We start from the raw sequence: 23,639 nt of genomic DNA on the forward strand, positions 1-23,639 counted from the left end.
GCACGCCACGCATCCGGGCGCCGCTGAGATCCACCTCGCGGAAGGTTGCGCTGGCCATTGACAGGTCGATGAACTCCAACCCTCGTAGTCGGGCTGCTCCACGAATCGCGTCATCGGCGCATCGTAGGGACCCGGTACGACAAGACCAGCAAATCAAGATCCCAGCATTGGGCTGCCTGGAGGTTTCCGGACAGGGGTTCCATTCGGGACCATTGACCGGAAGCGGAGGAGATAGTAGTGGCACGAGTGAAGAGGAGAAATACCGGTCAACGATCTAGACCGCGCTGTCCTTCACCTCGCCGAGCATCACGTCGATGTCCCCAGATCGGATCATCTCTGCCAAGGCCGCCACCATCGCCTCGACACCGGGCCTTGGAATGATGACCAGATCGGAGCACCAGAAGTATCGGCCGCCACCAACCTCCCCGGTCCCAGCCCACCGTTGCAGGAGACGGCCGATCTCATCCGTCGTCATGAACGTGGCGTAACGACGGGTGCCATCAGCGAGGCACAGGTGCGCATCGATGTTGTCGGCAGTCTCCGGTTCGTCGTCCTGGCCGGCCATGAAACAAACACGAACGCCCTCGACCACGCGGTCCCATTCCGCTGTCTGACTCACCGGAGCATCATGGCAGCTTCGGACGCTCGACTTGGGCTCCGCTCTGCTCGGCGCTCTCGGTGGTGGAATGAACCGGACCGCCGCGTCGGCAAGCCTGGTCAACCCTGACGACTCTTGGACATCTGCATCGAGCGCGCGGTGGCGCGGGCGGCGGTGTCGATGAGGTCTGCGACCGGGCCGGGCTGCGAAACCGCCACCGCGTGGGACGCGGCGACCTCCACTGCCGTGGACCCCGCCCTGTCGGCCAGAAAGCGCTGCAGGTCCGGCGGGATGCCCAGGTCCTGAGTGGTGATCAGGGTCCAGGAGGGGATCGTCTTCCAGGCGGCCTTGGTCACGCCCTCCTCCTGGGCGCTCGCCGAAGCGGGCCGCTGCGTCGCCGCCATGATCTCGGCGGTGCCCGGGTCGACGTCGGCGGCGAAAACCTCGGGGAACTTGTCCTGCAGGATGTACTGATCCATGGTCATGCCGCCGTCGTCGGAGGGGATCGGCACCATGTTGATGCTGGTGGCGAGCTGACTTCCGGGGTACATGCCGAGCAGACCGATCACGCTCTCGCCCACGTCCGGGCTCACGCTGGCGACGTACACCAGTGCCTTGACGTTGGAGGCGCCGGCCGCGGCCTCGGTCATGACCAGCCCGCCGTAGGAATGGGCGGCCATCACGACAGGTCCGGACAAGCTGTCCAGAAGAGCCCGAACGTAAGCGGCGTCCTTCTGTACACCCCGCAGCGGGTTGGCGACGGCGATGACCGGATAACCCCGACCCCTGAGGTTGGCGATCACACCATTCCAACTGGACGAGCCGGCGAATGCCCCGTGCACCAGCACAACTGTCGGCATTCCTGCTTCCTGGGCCGACATGTCAGGAGTAGCGCTCATTCGGAGTCCTTTCGAGATGCCGCACCGCCCACTGCTCGCGGTGTGCAGAACGGACGACGAGGACGGCCCACCGAACATCTCTCCCAGCGGCACGCATCGGTCCGCTGTCCCCGGCTCAGGTGGGTTGCAGCATCCAGAGTTCAGCATTTTCGAGGCTACCGTCGGCCAGATGGAAAATTGCGTGGATCATCAAATTTTGTGCGGCACCCCGTCGCGGGTGCCGCACCCCATACCGTGGAAACAGACCAGACCGAACGTTCTGTCGCTAGGATGGGAGGATGACGCGCGACGAACCCGACGCCCGGCCTTCCGAGGCACGACTCAGGCTTCTCCGCACGGCGACCAGGATCTTCTACACGGAGGGCATCCACTCCGTCGGCGTCGACCGCATCATCGCCGAGGCGAAGGTGACCAGGGCCACCTTCTACCGGCACTTCCCCAGCAAGGACGACCTGATCCTGGCCTACCTGCGTGAGGTGCATCAGCTGGAGCGCGGCATGGTCGACGAGGCTCTGGCCACCAACCGATCGCCGGTCGACCCACTCCTGGCCATCGCCGGTTCCATCGCCCAGAACATCCAGTCCCCCGGTTTCCGCGGGTGCGCGTTCCTGAACGCCGCAGCGGAATACCCTGACACGAACCATCCCGTGCACCAGGAACTCCTGGCCCACCGGCAGTGGTTCCTGGACACCATCACCATGCTCATGGCACAGGTCCACGAGGAAACTGCCGATCCTGCCGCGCGTCACTTCGTCATGCTCCGGGACGGCGCCATGGCCGCCGGATGTCTCACCGACCCCACGTTGGTGTCCGAGACCTTCCTGCGCGGGGTCGAAGGACTCCTGCGGATCAACTCGGAACGTCAGTCGGCAGAGTCGGCCCGCTAGTTTCTCGCCCGACCGCCGCCCGCACAATCTCGAGCTGGGCCACCCCCAGGCGGGGATGACCCAGCTCCTTCGGTGTTTCCACTACGGCCGAGCCGCGCCGCAGCGGCGACAGCGCGCACGGCCGAGTGGCTCAGGTCAGCGGCCGTACGCCTCGAGCAGGCGCAGCCAGACCTCGCTGACGGTCGGGTACGCGGGCACGGCGTGCCACAGCCGCTCCAGGGGGACCTCACCGACGATGGCGATCGTCGCGGCCTGGAGCAGTTCCGCCACGTCCGGGCCGACGAGGGTGAAGCCGACGATGACCCGCCGGTCCTCGTCCACGACCATCCGGGCATGCCCCTGGTAGCCGTCGGCGTGCAGCGCTGCCCCAGCGACGGCCCCCAGGTCGTAGTCGACGACCCGGATGCGCAGCCCGGCGCCCTCGGCGGCGGCTGCGGTCAGCCCCACCGACGCGACCTCCGGGTCGGTGAAGACGACCTGCGGCACGGCGCGCGCGTCGGCGGTGGCGACGTGCCGACCCCACGGGCGGTCGTCTGCCGCTTCCCCCCTGGCCCGCGCGGCGATCACGTCGCCCGCCGCGCGAGCCTGGTACTTGCCCTGGTGGGTCAGGAGCACCCGCCGGTTGACGTCCCCGGCGGCGTACAGCCATCCATCGCCGATCAACGCGCCGGAACCGTCGACCACCCGCAGGGTCTCGTCGACAGTGAGCCAGGCACCGGGCTTCAGGCCGATCCGGTCGAGGCCGACGTCCTGTGTGTTCGGCGTACGGCCGATCGCGACGAGGATTTCGTCCGCGTCGACCTGTCCGCCGTCGGTGAGCGTGATGTGCAGCGTGCCGTCGCCGTCGCGGCGCACCGACGTGGCCTCGACACCGAGGTGGACGGACACGCCAGCATCCCGCAGGGACTGCGTGACCCGCTCGCCGACGAACGGCTCCGCCTTCGTGAGCACCCCGTCCCGAGCGAGTACCGTCACCGTCGATCCGAGACCGGCGTACGCCGTCGCCATCTCCGCGGCCACCACGCCACCGCCGATGATGGCGAGCCGGCCGGGAACCTCGCTCGCGGCGGCGGCCGCACGGCTGGTCCACGGTGCCGCCTCGCGCAGACCGGCGATGTCCGGCACCAGTGCGCTGCTTCCGGTCGCGATGACGACCGCGTGTCGGGCGGTGAGCGAGGTGGTGGCGCCGTCCGCGCCGGTCACCTCGACGACGCGGTCGGAGCTGATCCGCCCCTGGCCGCGATGCAGCGCGATCCCCGCCGAGTTCAGCCAGGACACCTGCCCGTCGTCCGTCCAGTTCGACACGAAGGAGTCCCGGCGGCGCAGCACTGCCGCCGCGTCCAACTCGCCGGTCACCGCCTCGCGCGCTCCAGGCAGTTGACGAGCCGCCCGGAGCGCTGACTGGCTGCGCAGCAACGCCTTGGTCGGCATGCAGGCCCAGTACGAGCACTCACCGCCAACCAGTTCCCGCTCGACGATTGCGGCGGTCAGGCCGCCCCGCACGACGCGGTCGGCGACGTTCTCCCCCACCGGCCCCGCGCCGATGACTACGACGTCGTACGTGGCGTTCTGCACGTCAGTTCCCCTTCGCGGCGCGGCCGAGGCGGATGGCCGCGATGAGGAAGAAGATAGCGCCGGGGATGGCGTAGCCGATCGCGTTGGTCAGCGCCGGGTTGTCCGCGGAGGCAGCCGCGATGAACGATCCACCGGCGAGTACGGAGATGCCACCGCTGATGATCATCGGCCACTGGCCGCCCATCCGGCGGCGGGTGACGCCCACGATCAGCTGCACCAGCCCGGCCACGACCGCCCAGGCGCCCCAGACGCGCAGGACCGCGGGGATGCCGGACGCGCCGGCGATGCCCAGGCCCACCGCGGCGAGGAGGCTGATCGCGACGTTCACGTACAGCAGGGTGGGCGATCCGGTGGCCCGCGACGCACGGACATCGACGATGGCGGCGGCCACGTCGAACAGCGGGTAGAGCACGAGCAGCGCGGCGGTGAGGGGGTTCAGGTGCTTGGCGAGTGGGAACGTCACGGCGGCCCAGACGATTGCGAAGGCGAAGCGACCGAAGTAGAGCCGCCGCAAGGCAGCGGCCGTCGTCGAGATGCCGGGAACGGCAAGGGTGGTCATGGTCATCCTCTCGGTGATGCCGGAGCGAAGGGGCGCCCGGCGGGGTGCGGCCACCGCCGGGACGGGACGACGGTGCTACTCGATGTCCGAGAACAGCCCCGTGATCTCCACCTGAGCGCCCTGGAGCCCACCGAAGACGGCGCCGGCAGCGGGCGTCGCGACTGCGGCGGAGGCGTCCTCGTAGCTGGCGAAGTACAGGTCGAGCGTCCGGTAGGCGGGAGTGGGCGTGCCGTCTTCCTTCGGCCACACCTTGGCCGACTCGACCCGCTGGAGCTTCGGGAACGTCTCCGCGGCCCGGCGCACGTCGGCGTAGACCTTCTCGAACTCGGCGGGGTCGGCGGGATTGCCGATGATGAGGGTGATCGTGGTAGGCATGGCGCTCTCCTCCAGAGACAGCCGCGCACCCGGCGGACACCAGATAGAACGAACGTTCTGTCTGTGAGGACCGTACCCGTCCGACGGCCCCGCCGTCAAGACCGACCGTTCTATCTGGCCTTGCTCCTGCGGATGTCGCTCGTCACCAGCTGCGACAGCAGTGCCGGTGCGACGTCAACGCGCGACGCGGGAGGCGCCGGGCGGGTACGCGGCGACACGGGTCACTGCGACGATCGACGACAGCCGCGTCACGCCTCGGAGTCGCGATCTCCGGACGCCTCCCGTCCGATCGGCGAGGCGGAGAACTCCAGCGACCGGCCCCGCCCTCGCAGCGCGCCGAGGAGCACGACCAAGGCCAGCACAACGGCCACCACGCTCAGGCCGGCCATCGGCGCCCAGCGGGTCAGCACCGGCGTGACCAGCAACAGGGCGACCACGCCGATGATCTGGGGTCGGGAGGCCTGGCCGAAAATCTCGTACTCCAGCCGCATCCGGGCAACGAGGAAGAGTGTCGGACCGCCCACCACGAACAGCAGCCAACCGGGCCGCGGCTGCCCGTACGGATGATCGATCACCAACTCGTAACCGACAGCCGTGACGAGGACGCTGAGCACGATCACCAGGTGCGTCCATCCCGACACCGCGCCCAGCTGACCCGGCATACCCGCCCGGCCGAACGTCTCCGTCAACAGCAGACCGGCGCGATAGAAGTAGATCCGCCAGAGCAGCGCGCTGGTGACGAACGCTATCGAGAAGGCGGCTGCCCGCCCGGCGGAATAGTCCGCGCCGCCGAAGACCGTGCCGACAACCAGAATCGACTCACCGAGAGCGATGAGCACCATCTGCTGATAACGGTCCGCGAGATGGGTCCCGTCGATCTGCCACCGGCCCACTCTCGAAACCCCGAGCCACGGCAGCGGCCAGCCCAATGCCCACGCAAGGTAGTCGACAGCGAGGGCGGCAACCCACAGCGGCAGGCGGAGGTGATCCGGTCCCAACGCGCCGGCCAACCACAACGGCGTGCTCACCAGAGCCCAGACGACAAGCCGGAACGGCACCAGCCGTCGCGGATGGCCACGCAGCGCGACGGCGACCACCAGCGGCCGCACCACCATCACCATCAGGTACGCGACCGTGAACGGCAGCGCTCGCTCCTCCAGGGCGCGGGGCAGCGTCACCGCCATGACCAGTCCGGCGAACATGGTGCCGACGACGACGGCTTGAATGATCGACCGCTCCGGTTCGTACCGACTGGTGATCCAGACGGTGTGCGACCAGATCAACCAGAGCGCCAGAAAGAGCAGCAGGGTACGCCCGAACCCCGTGCCGAGCGCCCAACCCGTGTCGTCGCGCAACTCGGCGAATCGCTGCGAGACCCGGGTGAGGGCCACAACGAAGGCCAGGTCGAAGAACAGCTCCAGGAACGTCGCTCGACCCGAACTCCGTGGAGGGCGCAGCAGTTCGGCACCCCGCCCCGCCGCCATCGTCCGCCTCCGTCCGCCGCCCTGGTCACCAACGAGCCGGCCGCCGAAGGAGTTGCGTAATGGAAATGGAGATTGAGCGGGGCCACAAGCGATCCGAAACTGCAAGGTATTGAGAGTCCCATCTCTGCCGGCGAACTTCCTGGGCGACGAGGGAAACGCAACCCTATGCTTGCCGCCGACCGCACTGCGGCTCATCCGGGCCCGACGGATACCCAGACAAGGACTTGCGAATGCGCCGGAAGTCTGCTCTGAACAACGGCACTGCTGGTGTCGAGGAATCACCGGCAACTCCCGCAGAGGACCTCGCGCGCCGATCCGCGATCGCCGAGGAACAGGCGTTTCTCGACGTGGCCACGGCCCGGCGCGACACGCTGGCCGACCAGCTACGGGTCGAGCTGTCGGCAGCGGCCGCCGACGCGTTGGCGCAGGCCCGCCAGCGCATGCTCCGCCAGCAGTACGACGAGCTCCAGCGAGCAGGGGAAGGGCTGGTCTTCGGCCGCCTCGACGGTCTCGATGGCACCGTTCGCCACGTCGGCCGTGTCGGTCTGCGCGACGAGGGTGCGGACAGTGAGCCACTGCTGGTGGACTGGCGCGCTCCCGCGGCCCGGCCGTTCTACACCGCGACGGCTGTCGACCCCCAGGGTCAGGCGCGGCGCCGGCACATACGCACCACGGGGTCGACTGTCGCCGGCGTGGACGACGAGCCTCTGGACGGCACCGCGACTGCCGAACTCGTCGGCGAAGGCGCGCTGCTGGCCGCCCTCGACCAGCGGCGCACCGGTCGCATGTCGACGGCGATCGCCACCCTGCAACGCGAACAGGACGACATCATCCGGGCGGAGGCGACCGGCCCGCTGATCGTTCAGGGCGGTCCCGGCACCGGCAAGACGGTTGTTGCGCTGCACCGCGTCGCGTACCTGCTGTTCACCCACCGGAAGATGGCCGACCAGGCGGTCCTGGTTCTGGGCCCTTCGCCGCGGTTCCTCCAGTACATCGCCCAGGTGCTGCCCGCCCTCGGTGAGACCGCCGTCGTCTCGGCGACCTGCGACACCCTGCTGGCCGACGTTCAGGTGGGCCGCGACGAGAGCCGGCTTCTCGCCGAGGTCAAGGGCCGCGCCCTCTGGCAGTCCGCGCTCGAAAACCACGTCACGTCGCTGCTCCCCCGGCCCCGCGAGCTGAAGCTGCGCTGGGAGGGCGAGTTCTTCGTCATCCCCGCCCCGACGGTGGCGCACGCGCTCGCCTCGGCGGTGCAGGGCCGCCCGTACCACCGCGCCCGCGCGGCGTTCGCCGAGCAGCTGCACCACCTTCTCGCCGATGTCGTCGCCGAGCAACGCGAGGCGCTGATGGACGAGATGGAGGAGGGCTTCGAGGACATCCTCGCCCGCGTCGACAAGGGAATGGGCCACGACCCCCGCTCCCCCCGGACGCCCACCGGCAGCGACATCGACGGGTTGCTCTCCGAGGAGGAGATCGAACAGTTGCGGTGCCGTATCGCCGAGAACGCCACCATCGCCCGGTTCGTCGAGGCGTGGTGGCCCACCCTCGACCCCGAAACCCTGCTGCGTGATCTCCTGACCGACCGCGCCCTGCTGGCGCGGTTCGCCCCGCAGCTGTCCCCCGAGGAGATCACCGCCGTCGCGGCCGAGCCCGCCGGGTGGGCACCAAGCGACATTCCCCTGCTCGACGCCCTTGCCGACCTGCTCGGTGAGGTCGACGCCCCGCAACCACCTGGCGAGTTCGTCGCCGACCGCGCTCGCCGGCAGCGCGGCTGGGTGTACGGCCACGTCGTCATCGACGAGGCGCAGGAGCTGTCCGAGATGCAGTGGCAGATGGTTCTCCGCCGCTGCCCCAGTCGCTCCATCACCGCCGTCGGCGACATCGACCAGGCCGAGGCGGCCCACCGGCACACCAGCTGGGCGCAAGCGGTGCGGGCCGCTTTCGGAGACCGGTGGACCGCCGCGGAACTCACCATCTGCTACCGGACCCCGCGCGAGGTCATGGCCCTCACCGAACCGGTCTTGAAGAAGGCGGGCAGCCACAACGTGCCACCCCGGGCGGTGCGCTCCTCCGGCATCGCCCCCTGGCAGCGCACTGTCGCACCCACCGAGCTTGCTGGTGCTGCCGCCGAAGCGGTGCGGGAGCTGCGGCACCGGTGGCACGGGGGCACGGTCGGCGTCATCGCCCCCGCCGACCGCGTCGCCGAACTCGTGGCCGTGCTGAGTGATGTGCCGGTGCTCACCGCCACCCAGTCCAAGGGGCTGGAATGGGACGCGACGCTCCTCATTGACCCCCAGGGCGTCGCCGCCGAGCCGCGCGGCTGGAACGGCCTCTACGTCGCGCTCACCCGATGCACCCAGGAACTCGGACAACTGATCCTCACGCAGCAGTCGCCGCACCCGTGAGACAGGTACCCGGACATCCGGCCAGGGCGCGGTCGGGGTTGCCGCTTCGGACTCAGACGTTGCTTTCCCGTTCGTCCAGTGACAGGCCCCAGCCACGTGCCAGGGCGGCGAACTCCTCGTGGAACTGCGGGAAGGTCTTGTCGACGCAGGACGGTTCGTCGAACTCGATCCCCGGCGTACGCAGGCCGGTCACGCTCATGCTCATCGCGATGCGGTGATCTGAACGGGTCTGCACCAGTGCTCCGGTCGGCTTGGCCGGCCGGGCGTCCCCAGACTAACCAGCCGTGCCGGTGCCTCGCGTCCCGCCCGAGGGCGCCGATCCGCAGTCGCCGCCCGTGTCAGCGAACGAATCCCGTTGACACCATCATCGACACCTCAATACGCTTAACATGTTCGTTAAGTGAAGGGAGGGGTTCGGATGGCTGGCACCGATCAGCTCAGCGCGGTGTTCTCGGCGCTCGCCGACCCGACTCGACGGGCGATCCTCGCCGAGCTGGCCGAACGCGACGCCACGGTCACCGACCTCACCGCTTCCTTCTCCATCTCGATGCCAGCGGTGTCACGGCACCTGAAGGTGCTCGAACGCGCCGCGCTCATCTCGCGGTCGCGATCGGGCAAGTGGCGCGAGAGCCGCCTCGAGGCCGCCCCGCTCCGCGAGGCAGCCGACTGGATCGAGCACTACCGGCGGTTCTGGGACTCGTCCCTCACCCGCCTCGATGCCCACCTTGCCGCGGTGCAGGCCGCCGGACAGGCAACCGATCAGATGGCCGACGACACCCGGGAGCCCGAATGAACGCCGACACTCCGCAACTCGTCATCTCCCGGCTGTTCGACGCGCCACGGGAGCTCGTCTACCGAGCCTTCACCGACCCCGACCACCTGGCGGCGTGGTGGGGCCCGACCGGCAACTCACTGCCGCGCGACGAGATCGAGTTCGACGTACGCCCCGGCGGCTTCCAGCGGTGGACGGAGGTCAACGAAGCCAGCCCCGACCTTCGCGTGCACGTCCACGTCGCCCTCACCGACGTCACCGACGGCGAACTGCTCGAAGGCCTCATGCACGTCGGCGGCCGGCTGCAGGAGGGCATCGAGCCGTTCCGGACGAGGTTGCGGGTCGAGTTCCACGACGCGGCCGAGGGGCGGACGCGCCTGGAGATCCGCCAGTGGCTGCCGGAGCACCTCACACATCCCAGCGAGGAGGGTTGGCGCCAGGCGTTCACCAAGCTGGACGCCGCGTTGGCGAACCCCCGGATCCTCGCCGCTGATCACCGAAAGGCAGACGCATGGCAAAGCTGATCTACGTGACCAACATGTCGCTCGACGGATACATCGAGGACGACCGCGGCGTCTTCGCGTGGTTGCCGATGGACGATGAGGTGTTCGTGCTCTGCACCGACCTCCTGCGGTCCGCGGACACGTTCCTCTACGGCCGGCGCCTGTACGAATCGATGGCCCACTGGGAGACCAATCCGGCCCTGGCCGCGCAGTCTGACCTCACGGCCGAATTCGCGCGCACCTGGAAGGCGGCGAAAAAGGTCGTCTACTCCACGACCCTCACCTCGGTGTCAACCGCCGACACCCGGCTCGAACGCCGTTTCGACCCCGCCGCGGTACGCGAACTGAAGGCGACGGCCAGCAGCGATATCACCGTGGGAGGTGCCAACCTCGCGGCACAGGCCTTCGAGGCCGGACTGGTCGACGAATGCCATCTGTTCATCTGGCCCGTTGTCGTCGGCGGGGGCAAACCCGGGATGCCGACCGGTACGCGCACCGACCTCGAACTCCTCGACGAGCGCCGATTCCGAAACGGCGTCCTGCACCTCCACTACCGCTCTCTCGGGCAGTGAGCGACGACCCGGTGTGCGCGGGAGGGGTCAACCGCCGAATCGGGCCGGCGACTACCGCGGCACGGCCCGGAACCACGCCTCCCGGTCGTCCGGGTCCGGTCCGCGCCGGGGCAGGGTCGGCGGGTCCTCCCTGGTGACCGGGGCGTAGTGGTCGAAGGTGGTGGTCAGGACAGCCTCCCCGCCGGTGAGGTCGGGAAGGGCGGCGACGACCTGCGGCACCCGGGAGGACGGCAGGGTGCCGCTCACCTCGAGGTAGCCGCCGGCGACGGCGGTCTCGTGGACCACCCCTGCACGCCTACCGAGCAGCGCCAGCACCGTCTCCACCGTGCGCTGGGGAAGGTTGACGTCGAACCGTTCGATCGGCTGGCACACCCGGGTACCGGCTCGACGCAGCGCCGCGGCGACCACGACCGGGGCGAGGTGGCGGAAGTCCGCCGCCACTGTCGAGATGGACTTGTCGAACTTCTGATGCGGCCTGCTCTGTCGCGGGAGATACCGGGAAGCCGTCATGGTCACCACACAGTCGGTGACCGGCCAACCGTGCCGGCCCTGCCGCAGCGCGGCCCGTACGCCCTCCTCGGTGGCGGCGACGAATGCCGGTGGCAGCCGGCCGGGTTCGACGCCGGGACGGAACTCGATGCCGTGCCCGACCGGGGCGGCCTCGATCCGTAACCCGAGCCCGGCCAGGTACGGGTTGCCGCGCTCGTTCACCCGATCCTCGGCGGCTCCCGTGCCGACGACCCGCTCGATGCAGGCCGTCAGCGTGCCGGAGAAGCGCACCCGGACGCCGTACCGGTCCTCGAGGAGAGCGGCGAGCACCTCCTTCTGGACCTCCCCGTGCAGACGGATCACCGCCTCCGCCTGCTGCTCGTCGAGCCGCAGGTCCACCAGCGGGTCCTCGTCGGCCAGTTCGGCCAGACCGGCGAACATCGCCAGCCGCTGCTCCGGCTGCACCGGTTCGACGACCGCCTGCCGGGTGGGCGGCGGAAAGCGGTAGCCGTGCCGCCGGGGCGGGTCCCCGATGTGCTGGCCGATCCGGGCCGAGACGCCACGCACCGCGGCGATCTGACCGGCGGACACCGACTGGCGCACCAGCACGCCGTCGGGCTCGATGACGGCGATCTGGGTCACCGTCTGCGCGCGGGTTCCGGCCAGCTGCACCCGATCGCGCACCCGCAGACGCCCGGACCACAATCGCACCCAGGCCCGCCGGCCGTGGCCGTCCCGATCGACGGCGAACACCGTGCCCGCCAGCGGACCGTCCCGCTGCTCGCCACGCGGCAGCAGGTCGGCGAGGAGGTGGCACAGCTGCCGTACGCCTGCTCCGGTGATCGCCGAGCCGCACGCCACCGGGGTGAGCTCGGCGCGGCGCACCGCGTTCCGGATCGCACGCCGGACGTCGCGGACGCGTACCGGCTCGTCTGTCAGCCACCGCGCCGCCACCGCGTCGTCGACCTCCGCGACCGCCTCCAGCACCGGTTCGGCGTCGAGGCCGACGGCCCGCACCCGGACGTCGCGCCCGCCCTGGCCGGTGACCGTGGTGAGCGGGACCGGACGCGCCCCGAGCCGCTGGCGTACCTGGGTCAGCACCCGCTCGACGTCGGCGCCGCGGCGGTCCACCTTGTTCAGGAAGAAGACCGTCGGTACGCCGATGCGACGCAGCGCCCGCCAGATGGCGACGGTCTGCGGCTGGACCCCCTCGACGCTCGACACCACGAGTACGGCGGCGTCGAGAACGGCCAGCGACCGCTCGACCTCGGCGATGAAATCCGGATGGCCGGGGGTGTCCAGCAGGTTGATGGTCAGATCACCGATGGCGATCGACGTGACGGCCGCTCGGATGGTGATGCCGCGTCGGCGCTCCAGCTCCATCGAGTCGGTCCGTGTCGTGCCGGCGTCGACGCTGCCCAACTGGGATACGGCGCCTGCCTCGTAGAGCAGGCGCTCGGTCAGGCTGGTCTTTCCAGCGTCAACATGGGCGACGATTCCAAGGTTCAACAAGGCCACAGCAGAACTCCACGGTAGGACGGTAAAGGGTCCGGAGCGTGGAAGCTGCTCGCATTGTCACTCCTCGTCATGGTCACTGTGGTCGATGCCCTCCACCAGGTGCGGCGGTGGGGCGCCCTGAGGCTCGCACGCCCGCTGCGACCGCCGCCACCGAATTCGCTCGCAGAGGGGCACGGCCTCGCGCCGCCCTGCTGCGGCCTGCGCGTCCGGCACTCGGGTGGACGGCCACCCCGTACCATCGGCTGTCAGGAATGACGCGGGCGGCGACAATCAGGGCAGGGTACGACGCCGTGCCGGCGGTGCGAGCTTCCCGGGGCACCGAGGAAGGACGTCGTGTCATGCCGGGGGAACGGTGGGTGCAGGTGCGGCGGGGCGGTGTCTACCTGCTCGGTTCGTTGCTGCTGGGGGTCGCCACAGTGCTCGCACTGCCACTGCTGTGCGTCCCACGGCTCGCGCGGCTCTGGGCGGACTGGCACCGTGACCGCGCCGCCCGGCTGCTCGGTAGGCCGTTGGCATCGCGTCCGGCCCAGGGCGCGTCGAGACGCCGAGCGGCCGCGAGCGGCACCTCCCACGCCCTGCTCTGGCTGCCGGTGAACGCCGTCACCGGAGTGGCGTTCGGGCTGCCCGCCCTGCTGTGCGTGGGCAACATCCTGGTCGCCGCGATCGCGACACCCCTGTGGTGGGCTTTCGCACCGGAGGCCAGGCCACGGTTGTTCGTCGACGTCCCGGTGACCGGCTGGACGACCGCCCTCACTCTTGGCCCACTCCAGATCCTCCTGCTCACCGCGCTGGCCTACCTGGGCTTCCCGCCGTTCGCTCGCGCGCACGCCCGGATCTGCCTGGTGGTGCTGTCGCACTCGACGAACGAGCAGCTCGCCGAGCGGGTTGCCGTGTTGACCCGCACCCGCGCGGACGTGCTCGACGCACACGGCGCGGAGCTGCGCCGCATCGAACGCGACCTGCACGACGGCACCCAGGCCCGGCTGGTGGCCATCGCGATGCGGCTGGCCGTGGCCCGCCAGGCTCTCTCCGACAATCCGCGCGACGAGCGGTTCCTGGAGGACCTTCTTCGGGACGCACACGAAGGAACCGAGGAGGCGATGACCGAGCTGCGCGACGTGATCCGAAGCGTCTATCCGCCGATCCTCGCGGACCGCGGGCTCGACGGTGCCCTGACGGCCCTGACCACCCGCTGCGCTGTGCCGACCCGGTTGGACATCGGCGACCTCGAACGGGTGCCGCCCGCGGTGGAGGCCGTCGTCTACTTCGCCGTCGCCGAGGCGCTGACCAACGTCACCAGACACAGCCACGCGACCACGGCCGGCGTACGGGTCAGCCGCGCGGCGGACAATCTGTCGGTGGTGATCACCGACAACGGCACCGGCGGCGCCGACGATCGGCGGGGCACCGGCATTGCCGGGATCCGGCGCCGGGTGCTCGCGCTCGACGGCACTGTCGACATCGACAGCCCGGCCGGCGGGCCGACGACCATGACCGTGGAGCTGCCGTGCGGGTGGTGATCGCCGAAGACAACGTGCTGCTGTCCACCGGACTGGAACTGCTGCTGGGTCGCGCGGGCTTCCAGATCGCCGCCGTCGCCGAGGATGCGGCCGGCTTCCTGACGGCCGTGCGGGAGCACCGGCCCGACGTCACGGTCGTCGACGTCCGGCTGCCGCCGTCCTTCCGCGACGAGGGAATCCGTGCCGCACTGCAGGCCCGGCGGGAGTATCCCGGCCTTCCGGTCCTGGTGCTGTCGCAGTACGTCGAGCAGCAGTACGCCGCCGAACTGCTGGCCACCGCCGGCGGCGGCGTCGGCTACCTTCTCAAGGACCGCGTCAGTCGGGTGGACGAGTTCGTCGACGCGCTGCGCCGCGTCGCCGCCGGTGGCACCGCGATGGACCCCGAGGTGATCGCGCAACTCGTCCAACGCGCCGGTGACCCGGTCGCCGCCCTCACCCCCCGCGAGCGCGAGGTACTCGCGTTGATGGCGCAGGGGCACGACAACAACGCCATCGCTGAACGGCTCGTCGTCACCGACAACGCCGTGCACAAGCACATCGGCAACATCTTCGCCAAGCTCGGTCTCGCCGTGGCCGACAGCGGCCACCGCCGCGTCCTCGCCGTTCTCGCCTACCTCAACGCCGGGGGCCAGGTGGGCGATCGCTGATCCGGCCCGGCTGAACCCCTCGTCACTCCCGCCCGCCGATCGCGTCGATCAACGCCTGTCGCATCGCGTACCGGGTGGCCATCCTGATCGCTCCCCAGGAGAGCGCGATGGTGAGCGCCACGATCGCGATGAGCCCGGTGAGCGAGATGCGGGGAACGGGCGACCTCGTCAGGCCCAGGCTGATGCCGATCAGCGGTGGGACCGTCGCCAGCAGACCGAACAGCAGCGCCGCGAAAACCACGATCCTGGCCTCGCCGTTCATCATCGCGCGGATCTGGTCCCGGCTGGCGCCGATGAGTCGCAGGCTCGCGAACTCGCGAACCCGCGCCGCCGTCGCCATCACCAGGGTGTTCACCACGGCGATCGCGATGTAGCCCAGCAGCACCGTCTGGAACAGCAGGTTCAGCGCCCAGTCACCGGAGCCACCGGACCCCGACGTGGCCAGGAACGCCTCTCGGTCGCCGACCTGGACCGTCGGGTAGCGCTCGACGGCGCCCCGCAGCGCACCGGTGAGCGCCGTCGGGTCGGTCCCGTCCACCGACCTGATCAGCACGGCCGAGGCCACCCGCGAGGTGGTGTGGGCGACGACCAGGTCGTGGGGCAGGGTAACGTCCCCGAAGCCCAGGCCGTTCTCGTAGATCGCGACCACCCGCGGCGTGACCACCGTGCCGTCGCCGAGCCGCAGCTCGACCGTTCCGCCGACCTTCGCCCGGACGGTCTCCGCGACGATTCGGCTCAGCGCCACCGCATCGCCCCGCAGTTCCGCGATGTCCCCCTCGTTCACCCCGAGATCCATGGTTTCGGAGAGCCGTTCGGGCGTCACACCCTGGGCGGCGAAGACCTTGGTCGCGGTGCTGTCCTCGGACGGGAAGGTCACCAGCACCCGCATCCGGGCCACCGGCGTGGCCACGGCGACACCGGCCACGCCCCGCACCGCGTCCACGACCTCCGGGGACACCCCGGCACCGGACGGCGCGGTCACCACGTGGTCGGCCCGCAGGCCCTCCTCGATCTGGTGCTGCGCCCCCGCCATCGTCGTGGAGGCGCCGAACACCTGCACGGCCGCCAGGGTCACGCCCATGGCCAGCGGTGTGGTGGCCGTACTGAGCCGCCGCCAGTTGGCCCGCGCGTTCGTTTGCGCGAGGAAGCCGCTGGCCGTGGACTGCCGGTTCAGGCCCGAGCCGAACAACGCGAGGGCGCCCCGGAGCAGCAGGGGTCCCAGACAGCCGAGCGCCACGACGAACAACAGGACCGCGCTCCCGGCGGTGTCGGCGGCCGAGTCGCCCGGCGCCGCGACATTGCCCCAGGTCAGCAGCAGCCCGAGCGGGATGAGCAGGACGCCGACGGCCACCCGCACCCGACCGAACTTCTTCGGCTCGATCGCGGCGTCCCCGAGCGCCTCGACCGGGCTGACCCTGGCCAACCGGCGGGCCACCAGCCAACCAGCGAGCCGGGCACTGAGCACGCAGAGGACCAGCGACGCCAGGACGGGCAACAACCCCACCCGCATCTGGAAGTCCGGGGGCATCACTCCCGCGAGGACGAACACACCGCGCATCACGAACGCGAGCAGCACGCCGGGAATCGCGCCGACCACGGCGCCCACCGACGACACCACTGTCATCTCGGCGCCGATCATCCGGTGGATCTGCTGCGGCGTCGCGCCGATGGCCCGCAGCAGAGCCAGTTCCCGCCTGCGCTGCCGCACCGACAGCGCGAGGGTGCTCGCCACCACGAACACCACGATCAGGACCATGGTGCCGCCGAACGACGCCGCCGTCTCGACCACCAGGCTGCGGGCGTCACCGACGTCCAGGAACTCCACATCGCCGCGTCCCGCGCCGGTGTGCGCCACCACGCCCGGCACGGCCGCCGTGATGCGCTCGGCCAACTGCTCCGGGACGACACCGGGCGCGGCGAGCACGCCGATGGCGTCCACCCGGTCCGGACGCCCGGACAACGTGCTCGCCTGGCCGTCGGTGACGAACACGGCGGACTGCCGGTCCAACCCGTCCCCCGGCGCGACGGCGAGGCCCACCACACGGTACGAGGACGGGAGCGAGCCGACCACGAGCTGCACCGTCGCGCCGAGCGACACGTCGCCGCGCGCGGCGAGGTCGACGTCGAGCACCACCTCGTCGGACGCGGAGGGCGCGTGGCCGTCGCGCAGCCGGAACGGGCCCAGCGCCGCAGCGGACCAGCCGTGCCCGAGCACCGGGAAACCGTTCGGGCCGGCCACCGTGTGGCCGTCCGGGGCCAGCAGGCTCACCTCGACGTTGACGTCTCCGATGGCCGCCCGCACACCGGGCACCGCGGCGACGGCGGCCACCTTGTCGGCGGGCAGCGTGACCCGCTCGCTGTAGCGGACCTCGGCGGACTCGTCGAGCCAGAACGACTGCGCACCGCCGAGGAGCACCGCCGCGCCCGAGTACCGCTCGGGGGTCACGCCGGTGCCGAGCCCGGACACCAGCAGCATCCCGCAGGCGGTGATCACCGCCGAGCCCGCGACGATCGCGATGAAGGAGCCGACGAAACCGCCCCTGCGCCCCTTGATCGTGCTCCACGCCAGCGACAGGTCCCTGGGAAACGGCACCACGGCACGGACCAGCCGCCGCAAGCGGCGCATCACCACTCGCCCAGGTGCGTCATGCGCGACGCGATCTGCTCCGGAGTCGGTCGGTTCAGCTCGCCCGCGAGCCTGCCGTCGGCCAGAAACAGCACCGAGTCGGCGTAGGACGCGGCGACCGGGTCATGGGTGACCATCAGCACCGTCTGCCCCATCGCGTCCACGACGTCCCGCAGCAGCTCCAGAACCCGTTTGCTGGAACGGGTGTCCAGCGCGCCGGTCGGCTCGTCCGCGACCACCACGTCCGGACGGGTGATCAGCGCGCGGGCGACAGCGACCCGCTGCTGCTGACCGCCGGACAGTTCGCTGGGGCGCCGCCTGTCGTACCCGCTGAGGCCCACCGCGGCCAGCACCTGGCCCAGCCACGTCTTGTCGGTCTTCCGGTCCGCCAGCCGCAACGGCAGCGTGACGTTCTCCTCCACGGTCAGCGCGCCCAGCAGGTTGTACGCCTGGAACACGAAGCCGATCCGATCGCGCCGCAGCTCGGTCAGCTCGGTCTCCGACTGCTCGGACACGTCCGTGTCACCCAGCAGGACCCGGCCCGACGTCGGCCGGTCCAGACCGGCCGCACAGTTCAGAAACGTGCTCTTGCCGGACCCGGAGGGGCCCATGACTGCGGTGAACGTGCCGCGCGCGAAGGCGGCGGTCACCGCGTCGAGTGCGCGTACCGCGGTCTTCCCCGACCCGTACTCCTTCGTCACCGCATCCAGGCGCACCGCGTACGGCCATGTCCTGGAGGTCGGTGTCGCCGCAGTGGCCGGCGAGCCGCTCCCACCGGTCTCGGCCGGCGCGACGTGCCGTCTCGACAGGCCCCTCGTTGATCTCATGCCGTCCGACGTTAGGTTTCCCGGCGGCCTGGATCGATACCCCGTACTCCCGGACGTGAGGTACAGCTGGCTGTAGTGCCGTGCAGGGTAAGGCTCCGAACCACCCGACACGTTCGCATCTGCAGGATGTCACCGCTGCGCCCCGGCGTCCAGGGACCACGGTGGAGGTGAGCAGGGACAGACGACTGCTGATCAGGCAGGGGCCGGCGGAGTACGAGTACCTAGGGAAAGCTGGGTATTCCCGCCCATCCATCGGTCGCGGGCGACGCAAAGGATGGTTCGCATGCGAAGGACACTGATTGTGGTGACTACCGTGATTCTGGGGCTGGTGTCGGCAGGCGTGCCGGCGGCGGCGCAGCAGCGGCCACGAGGGATTCCGGACAGGGTCATGTTGCAGCCTGACGATCTCGGCGGGGCCGCGCCCGGGCCGGTGGAGGACGGTCTGGTGTGGTCGCTGCTACCCCAACCATGCTCGGACTCGCCGGTGCCGCAGCCGTTCATGAGTCGCTCTCAGGCGGCCGATCTCGGTACCCGTTTCCGAATCTACGAGAACGTCGCCCGGTACCGCGGCGATGGGGCACACAGGTACATCACGGAACTGAAGGCTCAGCTCGCCCGGTGCGGGGTGGGCGGCGACGAGGAGGGCTTCGACCCGGTCGCCGAGGACCACCTTGGGCCGGACACGCTGCTGTTCCTCGGCACCTACGACGAGGGCGACCGCTACGTCGGCTATGTCGCCGCCGCGGTCGGCCACTACGTCGTGGTGGTCATGATGTCGGATCCGTACCTGGGCGCGGCCGACCTGACCACGCTGAACGGGCTGGCCAGTGCCGCGATAAGCCGAGCAGCGGGGTGAGGCGGGGAGGCGCGGGCCTCTGGCCGCAACCACGGAACGTCCCCTGGCAACCGTCAGCGTCACCGCTGACTGGCGGATATCCCCTTGATGAGGCAGGTGGTTCCGTCCGGGCGGGTGAGTGGTGCCGACTGGTATCCCTCGCTCTGGTAGAGCGCGATGTTCCGCAGGCTCTTCGCGCCGGTGAACAGCACGATGCGACGGCAGTCCGGTCGGGCGCCGGTCTCGGCGATGCGGAGCAGCCACCGACCCAGCCCACGCCCCCGCAGGTCGGGCACGACAGCGAGCCGGCCCACCTGCAAGTCTGTGCCCTCGCGACGGGCCCGCACCATGCCCAGCAGTCGGCCGTCCAGCCAGATGCCCGTGGTGTGCCAGGTATCCAGCCAGCCGCGCACCTCCTCCAGCGACTCGTGCAGAGCCGGTACGGCCATCGTGTCATTGGCGACGGCTTCGTCGACCCAGCAGCACCGCTGCAGCACAGTGACCTCGGGCGCGTCGTCGGGGGTCAACCGCCTCGCGTACGACCCCGGCAATGGTCCGGACAGTGTCCCGGCCCGTCCGCGTTCACGCAGTGGCCGCAGGGCGTGGGCGACCCGGACCAGTTCGTCCACCAGCCCGACACCCGCCGTGTCGCGGACCGGGTCGGGAAGCAGCCGTCCACTTTCCACCGCGTCACCGATGCGAATCGCGACGGTGGCGCCCAGGGGAACCAGGCGGAGCGTGGTCACCACCTGCTTGGCATGCTGAACCGACCGGGTGCCCGCCGACGTGTTGCCGTAACTGACGAAGCCGATCGGCTTCCATGCCCATTCGCGGCCGAGGTAGTCCAGCGCGTTCTTCAGCGTCGCCGGCATCCCGTAGTTGTACTCCGGGGTGACTGCGATGAACCCGTCCGCTGCGTCGACGATCGCGCTCCACCGACGTGTGTGCTCATGCTGGTAGACACCCGACGACGGATGCTCCTCCTCATCGAGGAACGGCAGGTTCAGTTCGCCGAGGGCCACCGGCACAAGCTCGACGCCGAGTGCGGCGGCACGGGGTGTGGCCGCTTCGATCAACCACTGCGCCACCAGGGGGCCGAGGGCACCCGGGCGGGTGCTGCAGATCAGTACGAGGACACGCGCCGGTTTCGTTGACATGGAAACGAAGGGTAGATGCTAGGTTGATTACATGTCAACGAGTGTGCCGGCCGGGGCCGTAGGTTGGTTGAACGCCGACGAGGAACGGGCGTGGCGGGCGTTCCTGCGGGTAGTGGTCGCCGTCCAGAGCGGCACGACCCGCGACCTGGCCGCGGTCGGGCTCTCCGAACCGGACTACGAGGTGCTGAGCACCCTCTCGGAGCGGCCGGGCCACACCAGCACCCTGGGGGAACAGGCCGACAAGATGGGCTGGTCGCGCAGCCGGCTGTCCCGGCACGCCACCAGAATGGAGGGACGCGGCCTCTTGCGGCGCACACCTGACCCGGCCGACGGCAGAGGCTGTTTCCTTGTCCTCACCGAGCAGGGTCTGGACGCACTCGAAAACGCCGCACCGGCCCACGTTCAGTCGGTACGACGTCACTTCATCGACCGGCTCACCCCAGACGACCTCGCCGCCATCGAACAGATTGCCCGGAGGCTGGAAGAACCCCCAACTGGCGGTCAGGGGCGCTGACCGGTCATCGGCGGGACAGGTATCCCCTGTCCCGCCTCCGCCACCAGCACGGCAGCGGACCCGCCGCACGTCGTGGCGACCTGTCCATTCGGGACGATCCGCTAGCTGCCGGCCCGGTCGTGTGGGACGGTGACGGTGACGGTGCAGCCGACCGGCCGCCCGATCTCGTCGTGGCCGGCATACGTGAGGTGGTACACCCGGTCCCCGCCGTTTCCGGCACGTTCGGCCCGTAGCGCGCCGCTCATGTCCGGCCCGCCGACGGCGAAGCCACTGACGTCCGTGGCGTCGCCCCCGGTCACGCCGGTCAGGGTGAACGCGTTCGGGCCGAGCACACCGTCGCGCAGGTCCACGGTGACGTTGACGTCGACCATCTTGTGGTTCGGCGGCCACAGGACCGGTCGGTCCGCCGCACAGTCGAGCTGCCGTACCGGCAAGGGCTCCGCCAGGGTGGCGGTGGCGTGCCCGATGGTCGCGGTGAGCCGACCCCCGGCCTCGTAGTACATGTGCGCGGTGCGCCCGTCGAAATAGAACGTCGGCGCGGCCGAGCGGCCGAGGTCGGGCGCGGCGGTCATCGAGTCGTGCACGACGCCGAGGTGCGTCTCCTGGTCGAAGTCCTGCCCGACGTCCACCGCGTGCATGTTGCCGTCGGCGGCGTGGTAGATCACCAGGTTGCGATCCTTCCAGCGTAGGAAGAACGGCCCCGAGGCGTTCGGGCCCTCGATGCCCTGCGGGGTCACGAGCGGTTCGGGCTGGATGGTCCAGGTCCGCGCGTCGGTGGAGACCGCCCAGCGGATCCGTCGCGACACCGGTCCGGTAGGTCCGGGCAGCGCGGCGGTCGGGTTGTCCATGAAGACCATCAGGTAGCGGGTGCCCAGACGGGGCACGGACTGCTCGAACACCCGGGCGTAGGAGGTCTCGCCACCGGTGGAGTCGTTGCGGCTGACCGCCGTTCCGCCGTAGTCGAAGTGGATGCCGTCGTCGGAGGTCGCGTACCGGGTGATCGAGTTCTCGCCGTGGAAATAGAGGAAGAGCTTGCCCTCGCCCTCGATCCACACCGCGTGGGGTGAGGAGATGTGGCTGACCGTCGGGTAGTACGGCAGCCAGGTGTTGCCGATCAGGGGGTTGGCGTCGTACTCCGTCCACGGGCCGTTGATCGAGTCGGAGTAGGCGAGGGCGATCCCGCCGGGACGCTCGTGCGGCGCGTAGTACAGGTAGTAGGTCCCGAGCGGGTTGGGAAAGTAGTCGGCGGCCCGGATGACGCTCGGGAAGATGAACTCGTTGGTCGGGTTGTAGGCGAGGGCGCCCTTGTCGAACGCGGTGCCCTGGTAGGTGAACTGGGGGAAGTCGAGCGGGGGTTCGGCGGCTGCCGGCCGGACGCCGGTCACGGCGGCGACGATCAGGCCAGCACTGGCGGCCGCCAGGACAGCGCGTCGGGACGACGGGGTGGATGGTCTCGTCATGCGGCTTCCTCTTCGGTCGGTGGGATCGTCGGCGGCACGAACGATGTGTGTGACGCTCAGTGAGGGCAGGGGGTATCGATCGACGGACACCCACTGAAGCCGTCGAGCTAATACGTATTAGCATCTATGTTTTTTCGATGTTGCGCGCTCGGCGGCGCCTCTGTCAAGAGGTGGCTCGGGGTTCGCCGACCCACCCCGGCCGGACGGTGACCCGGCGGCAGCCTCGGCAGCTAATGCGCATTACTCCAGCCAGTTCATGACGACGAAACCTTTCGTTCACCTCTTGACAGCTGCCGGACCACCGGCCAAGCTCCTTCCCAACGCCGATCGCTAATACGCATTAGCACCGCCGAAGGGACCTGACGTGACTCCTCCCCCCAGACGTGTCACTCAACGTGACATTGCGCGGATGGCTGGCGTCAGTCAGGCGACGGTGTCGCTGGTGCTCAACAATCGGACCGACGCCGACGTCCGCATCGCCCAGGAGACCCGGGACCGGGTGCTGCGGGTGATCGCCGAGACCGGGTACGCGGCTGACCCCGTGGCCCGCCGCCTCGCCGCACGGTTCAACCGGATCATCGGCGTCTTCACGTACGAGCCCGCCTTCCCCAGCGGCAGCCGAGACTTCTTCCACCCGTTCCTGCTGGGCATCGAGGAGTACGCCGAGCGGGTCGGCTGCGACCTGCTGCTGTTCACCAGCGCACCGGTCGTGGACGGCCGGCGACGCATCTTCCACCAGGACAACCGGCTCCGTCTGGCCGACGGGTGCATCCTGCTCGGGCGCGAGATCGCCGGCGCGGAGCTGGACCGACTCAACCGCGACGGATATCCGTACGTCGCCGTCGGGCGCCGGGACGACGCCGGCGGCCCGGTCCCCTACGTCGGCGCCGCCTACGCCTCGGCGGTGTCCCAGCTCGTCGAGATCGCGCTGCGGCACGGTCACCGCCGGCTGACGTACGTGAGCACGGGCACCACCGCGGAATCCTCCGAAGACCGACGCCGCGGGTTTCATGCCGCCGCGGCGACCGCCCGGAGCGCCGGGCAGATGTCGGCGCTGGCCACCGAGGCCGACACCACCATCGACGCCCTGCTGGCCGACGGGACCACAGTCGTCTTCGTGGAGGACTTCGCCACGGCGGTCGCGCTGGAGTCGGCTACCCGCCGGCGCGGCCTGACCGTGCCCGGCGACCTGTCGATCGTGACCCTCGGCGACCCGACGGTCCCTGTCCCCACCGACATCACGTTCACCGGGTTCCGCATCCCCCGCGAGGAGATGGGCCGACAGTCGGTCGAGGTGCTGACGGGCGTCATCGATGGCAGCGCGGACGGTGTCCAGCAGCGACTTCTCCCCTGCGAAATCGTCGAGGGCAGCACCCTCGGCACCCCTGATCCGGCGGTTGACCGGCGCTGAGCGGTCGGC

At 70.0% G+C, this 23,639-nt stretch carries 22 protein-coding genes; 10 read left to right on the plus strand and 12 right to left on the minus strand.

Annotated features, from left to right (window positions below; translation table 11 throughout):
* Positions 1 to 274: 274 nt before the first annotated feature.
* Entirely contained in the window at positions 275 to 619 is a 345-nt protein-coding gene (locus ACLQ27_RS25495) for a hypothetical protein (protein WP_234581800.1), read from the minus strand.
* Between the two features lie 98 nt (positions 620 to 717).
* Positions 718 to 1,590: an alpha/beta hydrolase gene (locus ACLQ27_RS25500; protein ID WP_425869013.1), complete on the minus strand. Its 873-nt coding sequence runs from the start codon at positions 1,588 to 1,590 to the stop codon at positions 718 to 720.
* 185 nt (positions 1,591 to 1,775) lie between these two features.
* Between ACLQ27_RS25500 and ACLQ27_RS25505 the strand changes: the two genes are divergently transcribed.
* Positions 1,776 to 2,384, plus strand: a complete 609-nt coding sequence (locus tag ACLQ27_RS25505) for a TetR/AcrR family transcriptional regulator (RefSeq protein ID WP_234581802.1) — start codon at positions 1,776 to 1,778, stop codon at positions 2,382 to 2,384.
* A 135-nt stretch (positions 2,385 to 2,519) separates the two neighbouring features.
* On the opposite strand, the gene ACLQ27_RS25510 is transcribed toward ACLQ27_RS25505, so the two are convergent.
* The 4 genes from ACLQ27_RS25510 to ACLQ27_RS25525 all read right to left on the minus strand — a co-directional run bounded on the left by ACLQ27_RS25510 (position 2,520) and on the right by ACLQ27_RS25525 (position 6,377).
* Positions 2,520 to 3,959: a dihydrolipoyl dehydrogenase family protein gene (locus tag ACLQ27_RS25510; RefSeq protein ID WP_425869015.1), complete on the minus strand. Its 1,440-nt coding sequence runs from the start codon at positions 3,957 to 3,959 to the stop codon at positions 2,520 to 2,522.
* A 1-nt stretch (position 3,960) separates the two neighbouring features.
* Positions 3,961 to 4,518: a hypothetical protein gene (locus ACLQ27_RS25515; RefSeq protein WP_234581804.1), complete on the minus strand. Its 558-nt coding sequence runs from the start codon at positions 4,516 to 4,518 to the stop codon at positions 3,961 to 3,963.
* 75 nt (positions 4,519 to 4,593) lie between these two features.
* Positions 4,594 to 4,893 carry a hypothetical protein gene (locus ACLQ27_RS25520; RefSeq protein WP_425869017.1) on the minus strand — a complete coding sequence of 100 codons (300 nt, stop codon included), beginning with the start codon at positions 4,891 to 4,893 and terminating at the stop codon, positions 4,594 to 4,596.
* Positions 4,894 to 5,141: 248 nt separating this feature from the next.
* Positions 5,142 to 6,377 (minus strand): low temperature requirement protein A, encoded by a 1,236-nt coding sequence (locus tag ACLQ27_RS25525; protein ID WP_425869019.1) that lies wholly within the window; start codon positions 6,375 to 6,377, stop codon positions 5,142 to 5,144.
* Positions 6,378 to 6,607: 230 nt separating this feature from the next.
* On the opposite strand from ACLQ27_RS25525, the gene ACLQ27_RS25530 reads away from it, so the two are divergent.
* Positions 6,608 to 8,779 carry a HelD family protein gene (locus tag ACLQ27_RS25530; RefSeq protein ID WP_425869021.1) on the plus strand — a complete coding sequence of 724 codons (2,172 nt, stop codon included), beginning with the start codon at positions 6,608 to 6,610 and terminating at the stop codon, positions 8,777 to 8,779.
* Between the two features lie 52 nt (positions 8,780 to 8,831).
* Here ACLQ27_RS25530 and ACLQ27_RS25535 read toward each other — a convergent pair whose 3' ends face one another.
* Positions 8,832 to 9,017: a hypothetical protein gene (locus ACLQ27_RS25535; RefSeq protein ID WP_357490581.1), complete on the minus strand. Its 186-nt coding sequence runs from the start codon at positions 9,015 to 9,017 to the stop codon at positions 8,832 to 8,834.
* 180 nt (positions 9,018 to 9,197) lie between these two features.
* Between ACLQ27_RS25535 and ACLQ27_RS25540 the strand changes: the two genes are divergently transcribed.
* From ACLQ27_RS25540 to ACLQ27_RS25550, 3 genes are read left to right on the plus strand one after another with little or no spacing between them, the layout of a single operon-like run.
* Positions 9,198 to 9,572 (plus strand): ArsR/SmtB family transcription factor, encoded by a 375-nt coding sequence (locus tag ACLQ27_RS25540; protein ID WP_234581809.1) that lies wholly within the window; start codon positions 9,198 to 9,200, stop codon positions 9,570 to 9,572.
* Positions 9,569 to 10,075, plus strand: a complete 507-nt coding sequence (locus ACLQ27_RS25545; protein ID WP_425869023.1) for an SRPBCC family protein — start codon at positions 9,569 to 9,571, stop codon at positions 10,073 to 10,075. The genes ACLQ27_RS25540 and ACLQ27_RS25545 overlap by 4 nt, the downstream gene beginning before the upstream one ends.
* A complete protein-coding gene (locus ACLQ27_RS25550) occupies positions 10,063 to 10,626 on the plus strand; it encodes a dihydrofolate reductase family protein (protein WP_357489492.1) in 564 nt (187 codons plus the stop codon). The genes ACLQ27_RS25545 and ACLQ27_RS25550 overlap by 13 nt, the downstream gene beginning before the upstream one ends.
* Positions 10,627 to 10,677: 51 nt before the next feature.
* On the opposite strand, the gene ACLQ27_RS25555 is transcribed toward ACLQ27_RS25550, so the two are convergent.
* Complete coding sequence (locus ACLQ27_RS25555) at positions 10,678 to 12,633, minus strand: GTP-binding protein (RefSeq protein ID WP_425869026.1); 1,956 nt, start codon at positions 12,631 to 12,633, stop codon at positions 10,678 to 10,680.
* Positions 12,634 to 12,971: 338 nt separating this feature from the next.
* On the opposite strand from ACLQ27_RS25555, the gene ACLQ27_RS25560 reads away from it, so the two are divergent.
* Together ACLQ27_RS25560 and ACLQ27_RS25565 are read left to right on the plus strand one after the other, a co-directional pair.
* Entirely contained in the window at positions 12,972 to 14,153 is a 1,182-nt protein-coding gene (locus ACLQ27_RS25560) for a histidine kinase (protein ID WP_425869028.1), read from the plus strand.
* Positions 14,141 to 14,800 carry a response regulator gene (locus tag ACLQ27_RS25565; RefSeq protein WP_234581814.1) on the plus strand — a complete coding sequence of 220 codons (660 nt, stop codon included), beginning with the start codon at positions 14,141 to 14,143 and terminating at the stop codon, positions 14,798 to 14,800. Before ACLQ27_RS25560 ends, ACLQ27_RS25565 begins: the two co-directional genes overlap by 13 nt.
* Before the next feature lie 22 nt (positions 14,801 to 14,822).
* Here ACLQ27_RS25565 and ACLQ27_RS25570 read toward each other — a convergent pair whose 3' ends face one another.
* Together ACLQ27_RS25570 and ACLQ27_RS25575 are read right to left on the minus strand one after the other, a co-directional pair.
* Positions 14,823 to 17,426, minus strand: coding sequence for an ABC transporter permease (locus ACLQ27_RS25570; protein WP_425869029.1), 2,604 nt, complete (start codon positions 17,424 to 17,426; stop codon positions 14,823 to 14,825).
* Entirely contained in the window at positions 17,426 to 18,253 is an 828-nt protein-coding gene (locus tag ACLQ27_RS25575) for an ABC transporter ATP-binding protein (RefSeq protein ID WP_425869031.1), read from the minus strand. Before ACLQ27_RS25575 ends, ACLQ27_RS25570 begins: the two co-directional genes overlap by 1 nt.
* Positions 18,254 to 18,536: 283 nt before the next feature.
* On the opposite strand from ACLQ27_RS25575, the gene ACLQ27_RS25580 reads away from it, so the two are divergent.
* Complete coding sequence (locus ACLQ27_RS25580; RefSeq protein ID WP_425869032.1) at positions 18,537 to 19,109, plus strand: hypothetical protein; 573 nt, start codon at positions 18,537 to 18,539, stop codon at positions 19,107 to 19,109.
* 59 nt (positions 19,110 to 19,168) lie between these two features.
* On the opposite strand, the gene ACLQ27_RS25585 is transcribed toward ACLQ27_RS25580, so the two are convergent.
* A complete protein-coding gene (locus tag ACLQ27_RS25585; RefSeq protein WP_425869034.1) occupies positions 19,169 to 20,245 on the minus strand; it encodes a GNAT family N-acetyltransferase in 1,077 nt (358 codons plus the stop codon).
* Positions 20,246 to 20,276: 31 nt separating this feature from the next.
* Between ACLQ27_RS25585 and ACLQ27_RS25590 the strand changes: the two genes are divergently transcribed.
* A complete protein-coding gene (locus ACLQ27_RS25590; protein WP_357489476.1) occupies positions 20,277 to 20,759 on the plus strand; it encodes a MarR family winged helix-turn-helix transcriptional regulator in 483 nt (160 codons plus the stop codon).
* Positions 20,760 to 20,860: 101 nt separating this feature from the next.
* On the opposite strand, the gene ACLQ27_RS25595 is transcribed toward ACLQ27_RS25590, so the two are convergent.
* Positions 20,861 to 22,219, minus strand: coding sequence for a hypothetical protein (locus tag ACLQ27_RS25595; RefSeq protein ID WP_425869036.1), 1,359 nt, complete (start codon positions 22,217 to 22,219; stop codon positions 20,861 to 20,863).
* Positions 22,220 to 22,583: 364 nt separating this feature from the next.
* Here ACLQ27_RS25595 and ACLQ27_RS25600 point away from each other — a divergent pair, with 364 nt between their 5' ends.
* On the plus strand, positions 22,584 to 23,630 hold the full coding sequence (locus ACLQ27_RS25600; RefSeq protein ID WP_425869037.1) for a LacI family DNA-binding transcriptional regulator: 1,047 nt from the start codon (positions 22,584 to 22,586) through the stop codon (positions 23,628 to 23,630).
* The last annotated feature ends 9 nt before the right edge of the window (positions 23,631 to 23,639 follow it).

Source organism: Micromonospora sp. DT63 (assembly GCF_049841615.1).
Classification (GTDB): Bacteria; Actinomycetota; Actinomycetes; order Mycobacteriales; family Micromonosporaceae; genus Micromonospora.